The organism is Caulobacter sp. HJHS_5, assembly GCF_056683955.1.
Map to the genome: position 1 here is coordinate 231974 of NZ_JBWZNC010000008.1, position 7288 is coordinate 239261.

Annotated in this window: 8 protein-coding genes and 2 tRNA genes; all 10 read left to right on the forward strand. The window is 66.0% G+C overall.

Features of this window, described 5'->3' with window-relative positions; genetic code table 11:
- Positions 1-4 precede the first annotated feature (4 nt).
- The gene (locus ACFLIT_RS16960) at positions 5-571 is read left to right on the forward strand and encodes a Maf family protein (protein ID WP_479912443.1); all 567 of its coding nucleotides are present in this window, start codon (positions 5-7) and stop codon (positions 569-571) included.
- Complete coding sequence (locus tag ACFLIT_RS16965) at positions 568-1611, forward strand: ribonuclease E/G (protein ID WP_479912444.1); 1044 nt, start codon at positions 568-570, stop codon at positions 1609-1611. Before ACFLIT_RS16960 ends, ACFLIT_RS16965 begins: the two co-directional genes overlap by 4 nt.
- Complete coding sequence (locus ACFLIT_RS16970; RefSeq protein WP_479912445.1) at positions 1608-1796, forward strand: DNA gyrase inhibitor YacG; 189 nt, start codon at positions 1608-1610, stop codon at positions 1794-1796. Before ACFLIT_RS16965 ends, ACFLIT_RS16970 begins: the two co-directional genes overlap by 4 nt.
- An 86-nt stretch (positions 1797-1882) precedes the next feature.
- Positions 1883-1958 (forward strand) — tRNA-Phe (locus ACFLIT_RS16975).
- Between the two features lie 738 nt (positions 1959-2696).
- Positions 2697-3491: a MotA/TolQ/ExbB proton channel family protein gene (locus tag ACFLIT_RS16980; protein ID WP_479912446.1), complete on the forward strand. Its 795-nt coding sequence runs from the start codon at positions 2697-2699 to the stop codon at positions 3489-3491.
- Between the two features lie 5 nt (positions 3492-3496).
- Positions 3497-3928, forward strand: a complete 432-nt coding sequence (locus tag ACFLIT_RS16985) for a biopolymer transporter ExbD (protein WP_479912447.1) — start codon at positions 3497-3499, stop codon at positions 3926-3928.
- A gap of 12 nt (positions 3929-3940) precedes the next feature.
- Complete coding sequence (locus tag ACFLIT_RS16990) at positions 3941-4666, forward strand: energy transducer TonB (RefSeq protein ID WP_479912448.1); 726 nt, start codon at positions 3941-3943, stop codon at positions 4664-4666.
- A 166-nt stretch (positions 4667-4832) separates the two neighbouring features.
- A tRNA-His gene (locus tag ACFLIT_RS16995) sits at positions 4833-4909 on the forward strand.
- A 280-nt stretch (positions 4910-5189) separates the two neighbouring features.
- A complete protein-coding gene (locus ACFLIT_RS17000; protein ID WP_479912449.1) occupies positions 5190-5954 on the forward strand; it encodes a class I SAM-dependent methyltransferase in 765 nt (254 codons plus the stop codon).
- 471 nt (positions 5955-6425) lie between these two features.
- The coding region (locus tag ACFLIT_RS17005) for an outer membrane protein (RefSeq protein WP_479912450.1) at positions 6426-7288 on the forward strand (863 nt) is incomplete at its 3' end.

Consider the following 7288-nt stretch of genomic DNA (forward strand, 5'->3'; position numbering starts at 1 on the left):
TCCGGTGCTCGTACTGGCGAGCGCCAGTCCGCGCCGGCGCGAGTTGCTGGCGCAGGTCGGGATCATACCCGACCACATCGACCCCGCCGATATCGACGAGACGGCCCGACCGGATGAAACCGTCCGCCGGCTCGTCTTGCGCTTGGCCGTCGAGAAGGCGCAGGCGACCGCCGCGCGCCACGCCGGCGCCTATGTGCTTGCCGCCGACACCCTGGTGGCCGTGGGCCTGCGCATCCTCGGCAAGCCCGAGGACGAGGCGGACGCCCGTCGCATGCTGGGCCTGATGAGCGGCCGCGCCCACCGGATCATGACCGGCGTCGCCGTGGTCGGTCCCGACGGCAAGGTCTCTTCGCGGATCAGCGAGACCCGTCTGAAGTTCAAGCGCCTGGAGGCGCGCGAGATCGACGCCTACATCGCCGGCGGCGAATGGAAGGGCGCGGCTGGGGCGTACATGATTCAGGGATCGGCCGGGGCCTTCGTGACCGAGCTCTCCGGCTCCTTCACAGGCGTGGTCGGCCTCCCGTTGTACGAGACCCTGGCGTTGCTGCGCGGGGCGGGCTGGGCCGCATGAGCGAGCGTCGTTTCCTGATCGACCGTTCCGTGGGCGAAACGCGCGGCGTCGTCCTGCTCGACGGTCGGCCCGAGCGGCTGTTCGTCCAGCGCGATGGCGAGGATCGCTCGGTCGGCGCCGGCGCCCAGGCCGTGGTGCGGGTGCGCAAGATCGACAAGGCGCTGGGCACGGCGTTTCTGGAGCTTCCCGGCGGGGCGCCCGCGATCCTGCCGTTGCGGGCGGAGGACGGGCCGCTGACCGTCGGCCAGGCGATCGGCGTCGAAATCAAGACCGAGGCTCGCCGCGACAAGGCGGCGGTGGCGCGGTTCCTCGAAGTCGGGGAGGGCGCGCCGCGCCTCGTGCGGGCCGCGCCGGACGTCGCCGAACTGCTGACGGTGCTGGCCAAGGGCGCGCCCGTCGTCGAGGGCGATGCGGCGCGCGAGGCCGCCGATCAGGCCGAGGCGGAGGCCATCGAGGTCGTCCACGGCCTGCCGGGCGGTGGTCGGGTCAGCATCGAGCCGACCCGCGCCCTGGTGGCCATCGATATCGATGTCGGCGACCGACCGGGCGCGGAATCCAAGCGGGTGACCCGGGAGGCGAATCTCGCGGGCCTGGCCGCCGCCGCGCGGCTGCTCCGGCTGAAGGGGCTCGGCGGCCTGGTGGCCATCGATCTCGCGGGCCGCGGCCATGACGGCGCGGCGCTGCTCAACGCCGCCCGCGTCGCTTTCGGACCCGACAACCCCGGAGTCGCCTTCGGCCCGATCAGCCGTTTCGGCGTGCTGGAACTGACCGCGCCGCGCCGTCAGCGGCCGGTGCTGGATACGTTGCTGGACGACACCGGCGCTCCGTCGCGCCAAACCCTGGCCCTGCGCTTGGCGCGGGCGATCGAGAGGGAAGGGCGCAAGGCCGGCGGCGCCCGCCTGAAGGCCGCCTGCGCACCGCCCGTGGCCGCGGCCTTCGCTCCGCTGCGGGCGGGGCTGGCGACGAAGCTCGGCGAGCGATTCACGGTCGAAGGCCGCGCCGACTGGACGGGCGCGCGGCAGGAGGTGTGGGCCGAATGAAAGCGGGATGCTCCATCTGCGGCAAGCCGGTCGATCCGGCCTTCCGCCCCTTCTGCTCCAAACGCTGCGCCGATGTGGACCTGCAGAGCTGGCTGGTCGGCGGCTATACCCTGTCGGGCGATGATCGGAGCGGTGAGCTGGATGACGATCACAGCCCGCACGCCCCGTTTTCCGAAGACGAATAATCGCCGCTTCCGCCCGCTGGACTTCCGTCCGGGCCTCCCCTATAGACGCCCCTCTCGCGGGGGCGGCGCCCTCGCCGGGCTCACGGGCCTGGGTAGCTCAGTTGGTAGAGCAGCGGATTGAAAATCCGCGTGTCGGTGGTTCGAATCCGCCCCCAGGCACCATTTCCCCGCAGACCTCACATTTCCCGCGACGCGAAAGCATCCGCCTCTGTTCGTCCGTGACGTCGGACGGCCGGCGATAGGCGCCGAATCCGCGTGTGTCGAACTCGCCGCGATCTGGCCGCCGACCGGCATCTTCCATTGTGTGAGAGCAGGCGGGGGCGCGAGCGATGCATCCGCAAGCTTGGCCGCTCGCGGAAGCATCCGGCCAAGCTTGCGGACGCTATTCGTTAACGCGCATTTTGGGCGGTTCGACCCTTTTGCCCGCGACATTTAGCGGGCATTCACGGCGCAGCCGCCGCTTGGTCGGCTTTGTGAGAGCAGGTTATGCTGCACAGCAGCATCACGTTTCCCGTTGTGCGGGATAAAATGCTGCAAACCTCATGCTATTAGTTTGTGCACTGCAGTATAATTTCTCCCACGGCCAGGGTTCGGCAATCTCCTGCCCTGTTAAAGGCCTTGACGATGTCGCGGCCGTTCGCCAAAGAACCCATGCTGTAAATCCGTTTACGGCTCGGTCTCTGCGCGCCCACAAAGTGTGTCGGAGGCCCAACAAGCGCCTTCGAGACGCCAATTCCGCTCCTACGGGGTCGGACCGGGCGTAGCGGGCCGGCGTAGCGATAGCGGCGGCGTTCGGATCTTCGGATCGGGGGGCGCCGGGGTTTTAACTAGGGTGGCGACGCTCTCGCGCGACGACCCTTTCGGTCCAAACGTGCTAGACCAATCAGGAACTGGCGAAAGATGCTCGACAACAAACGACTGATCTCCTTCATCGCTCTCACCGGCGTCGCTGCGCTGGCGGTGAGCTCTCCGGCCCTGGCTCAGGCCCCGGCCACCATCGAGCATGCTGGCCGGCTGACGCCGATCCAGATGTTCCTCGACGCCGAACCGGTGGTTAAGGTCGTCATGGTGGGCCTGATGCTCGCCTCGGTCTTCTCCTGGATCCTGCTGATCACGAAGCTCTTCGAGTTCGGCGCGCTCAACAAGAAGTCGGACGCCTTCCTCGAAGCCTTCCGCGGCGCTCGTTCGATCTCCGACATGGGCAAGATCGGTTCGTCGGAAGAATTCCAAGGTCACCCGATGGCCGACATGGCCGCCGCGGCCGCTCACGAAATCGAACTGTCGAAGGCCGCTGGCCTCTCGGTGGTCGGCGATCACCGCGACTCGACCCTGCTCCGCGTCCAAACCGCCATCTCGGCCGTGCAAGCCAACCTGGCCAAGCGTCTCGGCGGCGGCATGACCTTCCTGGCCTCGGTCGGTTCGGCCGGTCCGTTCATCGGTCTGTTCGGCACCGTTTACGGGATCATGAACTCGTTCATCGGTATCGCGAACACCAACACCACCAACCTCGCCGTCGTGGCGCCGGGTATCGCTGAAGCCCTGCTCGCCACCGGTATCGGTCTGTTCGCCGCTATTCCGGCGGTTATCTTCTACAACTTCTTCCAAACCAAGATCTCGGGCTTCGGGACCCGTTCGGAAGGCTTTGTGGCTGAACTCATCAACGCTATCTCGCGTCAGCTCGACAAGGGAGCCTAACAACCATGGCCGCCAAACTCTCAGGGGGTGGTGGCGGTAGGTTCAACGTCGAACAGAATTCAGAGATCAACGTCACGCCCTTCGTGGACGTCATGCTGGTTCTTCTGATCATCTTCATGGTGGCGGCGCCGCTCGCCTCCGTGTCGGTCGAAGTGGCCCTACCTCCTGCGGTGGCGAAAGCCGCCGGGAACCCGCCCAAGCCGGTCTACATTTCGATCCAGAAGTCGGGGGATATCTACCTCGGCGACTCCAAGGTCGACGTGGCGACCCTCGGTCAAGACCTGACCGAGAACATCGGGAAGCGCGATCCGACTAAGGAACGTATCTTCATCCGCGGTGATAAGGATGCCCGCTACGGCACCTTCATGCAGGTGATGAACACGCTCCAGGATAACGGCTTCTACAGCGTTGCGCTGGTCGGCGCGGATAACAGCTAGGGGCACGGACGCATGGCTGACAAACAGCAGACGCCCGAGGAACGTCCCTACTATGATCCGCTAACCGCGGAAGGGGGCCCCAAGGGCAAACGGGGTGGAGTGTTCATGATCGCGACGATCGTCGCGTTCGTCCTCCACGCCGGCCTCATCTTCTATCTCTGGAAGGTGAAGTTCGAGCCGAAGTACAAGCAGTACGTCGACGATGCGACGCAGGTGGAAATCGTTAAGCCGCCGCCTCCGCCGCCTCCGCCGCCGCCGCCGCCGCCGACGAACGAGCCGCCGCCGCCCGCCAAGGTGCAGCCGCGTCCTCCGATCGCCGCGCCGCCGGATGTGGTGCCGCCGCCGCCGCTGCCGATCCCGCCCGTCGAAAAGCGGGTGGAGCAACCGGCTCCGCCGGTGATCACCCAGGCCCCGCCGGCTCCCACGCCGCCGCGTCCTTCGGTCATCACCAATCCGGACTGGCTGCGTCGCCCGAGCGCCGATGACGTGGCCCGGTACTATCCGGACCGCGCTCAGCGGACCGAGACGTCGGGTTCGGCGAGCATCCGTTGCACCGTTACGGCCAACGGCACGCTCACCAACTGTGAGGTGATCTCGGAAACTCCGGCCGACTACGGCTTCGGCGACGCCGCTATTCGGATGTCGCGGATCTTCCGGATGCGACCCAGGACCTCTGACGGCAACCCCGTCGAAGGTGGCCAGGTCACCATCCCGCTGTCGTTCCGTATGGCCTCCTAGGGCCTTTCAGAACGAACCTCGAAAAGTCGACGCCCCGGAGCCTGGCCCCGGGGCGTTTGCTTTTGGAGCGCTCTCGCGGCGCCCCGCCGGCGATGAGCGATATGGTTGGAGCAATGGCTTGATCGGGCAGGGGAGTTCCCCTAAACGAACGCCTCGCGCTTGGCGCGCCGCCTTAGCTCAGCTGGTTAGAGCGCTAGATTGTGGATCTAGAGGTCTCCCGTTCGAACCGGGAAGGCGGTACCAAGCTCAAGTCTTGACCATGAGGCTTTGCCGCAACGCGGCTTGCGATCAAGCTTCCAGCCTTTTCAGAATGTTTCCAAGTCTCCGTTCGCGGCCTGCTGCGACGTTGGCTGCGGCGTCGTCAGCGAGCCGGATTCATTCGGCTTGGCGGCGGAGCCAAGCCGTGGTGACGGTTCCCGTGAAAGTTAACGCTAGGTTTCACGCGAGCCTTGGTGTCTAGAATAATCCTAAGCCGCCCCAACCGCGGGGCGGTGACCGTAGGTTCTGCGTGGAGGGCGCTCCAGTGTTCAGGACGGTCGTAAATGTTGGTCGAGAGCTGAATCTAAAGCTCCGGAATCATCTCGCAAAGCCGGTTTCCACGGCCGAGATCGAGATGGTCACCGAGTGGTGCAAGGCGCGCGCCGTCGTTCAGGCGGACTGGGCGAGGTCCATCAACTCGAAGCTATGGGCGGAGGCGCTGGCGGTCTGTGGCGACAGCTTCCGCGCCGCCAACCTCGAAAAGATCAATCTTTCGCCGACAAAGTTCGGTGGCGGCGGCGCGTACACCCTGTTGTACTTCCTCGTCCGCCACCAGAAGCCGAAGTTCGTGCTGGAAACGGGCGTGGCCGCCGGTTGGTCGAGCACCGCGATCCTCACCGCGCTTGAAGAGAATGGCCAGGGGCGTCTCTGGTCCAGCGATGCGCCTTATCGCCAGCAGGAGGGCTCCGCCGCCAACGTAGGCATCCTGGTGCCTGATCGTCTCCGGACAAGGTGGTCGCTGTTCACGGAGAAGGATACGGCCAACCTGCCTAAAATCATGGAGGAGATGCCGCAGGTCGATTTCTTCCACTACGACAGCGATAAGCGGTATGCGGCCAGGCAGTGGGCCTATGACATCGTCGCACCGCGTCTCGCGCCCGACGCGACGGTCGTTTTCGACGATATCGATGACAACCGCCATTTCATCGACCTCGCCCCGCCTCAAAGCGTCGTTTTCGCAGAGGGGCGAAATAGGGTGAAATACCTGGGCGGCTGGGGCGGGGCTCTCGGCGCGAAGTCGCCGTCCTAGGGCGTTTCCACGGGCGGGGAGTTCGTCGCGGCCTCGCGTCGCCCGGCTTTTCGTCGCGGGCTTGCGGTTCCCACGACTGGGACTTGTTCCGACTTCCATCGCCGCGGGAGCAGCCGGCTCCGAAACTTCGCTTCAGCGGATTCCCAGTGTAGTTATTTCAGCACGCCATCCGCGTGTTTGATCGCATGCGCGTCAAAATCGTTGTCGAGTTGTTTAGACTGCGGCATTACGACGCGAAGAGATGATGTGCTTTTATCCGGAGGGATTCGGTTTGGGCGCTGAACTTGCGGCGACGTTCCCGGTCTTTGAGCCCGGTGCACCTGGCTCCAACCCAGCGTTGTCGTCCGCTTTTTCGGCGCTTGCTGCGCGATCACCGGCGTCTGTGGCTAAGGTGCAACACCCATTTTGGCTGCAGCCGCGTTTGTATGTCGCCCGCGATAAGCGGGGACCAAAAAGTAAGGGGTTATACGCATGAAGAACAAATGGTTGGCCTGTGCGGCCTTCGCGGCGCTGTGCGCGGCGACTGGCGTTCACGCCCAGGACCGGGGCTTCTACGTCGGGGCCGACATCGGCTACGCGACGAACGACGGCGGCGAAGGCACCAAGACGAGCTTCTCGGTGGAAGACGCTCCGTTCGGCGACCTGCGTCTGGGGTACCGCTTCACGCCGAACTGGCGCGTTGAGCTCGAAGGCGCCCACTACTTCTCGGGCGACATCGAAGGTGCCAGCTACAAGGACGGCAACCTGCCGATCCGGCTGTGCGACCCGAGCCGCATCCGCTCGGCCGCCAGCCCGGCCTGCGGTGGACCGGACGGCGACTTCCAGGCGACGTCGCTGATGGGCAACCTGATCTACGACTTCATGCCGGGCAGCACGATCCAGCCGTTCGTCGGCGTCGGTCTCGGCGTCGTCAACGCCAAGCTGAAGATGACCGGCCAGATGGCCGCTGTCGGCCCGCTCGATGCGCCGATCCAGAACGTGGTTGTCGACAACAACGACAACAGCCTGGCCTATCAGGCCTTGGCCGGCCTGACCTGGAACGCCTCGCCGAAGTGGAACTTCGACCTGACCGGTCGCGTCGCCCGCTTCGACAACCTGCACTTCAACGGCGCCACCCGCGTCGTGGCTGGTCCGGGCGCTACGCGCGTCAGCGAGCCCTTCGGCGGCAACATGACGACGATGGCCCTGACGGTCGGCGCGCGTTATTCGTTCGCGGCTCCGCCGCCCCCGCCGCCGCCGCCGCCGCCGCCGCCTCCCCCGCCGCCGCCTCCCCCGCCGCCTCCGCCTCCCCCGCCGCCGCCGCCTCCGCCGCCGCCGGCCTTCGAGGCGAAGCA

Bases quoted from the DNA above. Each gene is read 5' to 3' on its own strand.
- ACFLIT_RS16985 (WP_479912447.1), top strand. From the start codon at position 3,497: ATGGCCGCCAAACTCTCAGGGGGTGGTGGCGGTAGGTTCAACGTCGAA.
- ACFLIT_RS16980 (WP_479912446.1), top strand. From the start codon at position 2,697: ATGCTCGACAACAAACGACTGATCTCCTTCATCGCTCTCACCGGCGTC.
- ACFLIT_RS16965 (WP_479912444.1), top strand. From the start codon at position 568: ATGAGCGAGCGTCGTTTCCTGATCGACCGTTCCGTGGGCGAAACGCGC.
- ACFLIT_RS16970 (WP_479912445.1), top strand. From the start codon at position 1,608: ATGAAAGCGGGATGCTCCATCTGCGGCAAGCCGGTCGATCCGGCCTTC.
- ACFLIT_RS16990 (WP_479912448.1), top strand. From the start codon at position 3,941: ATGGCTGACAAACAGCAGACGCCCGAGGAACGTCCCTACTATGATCCG.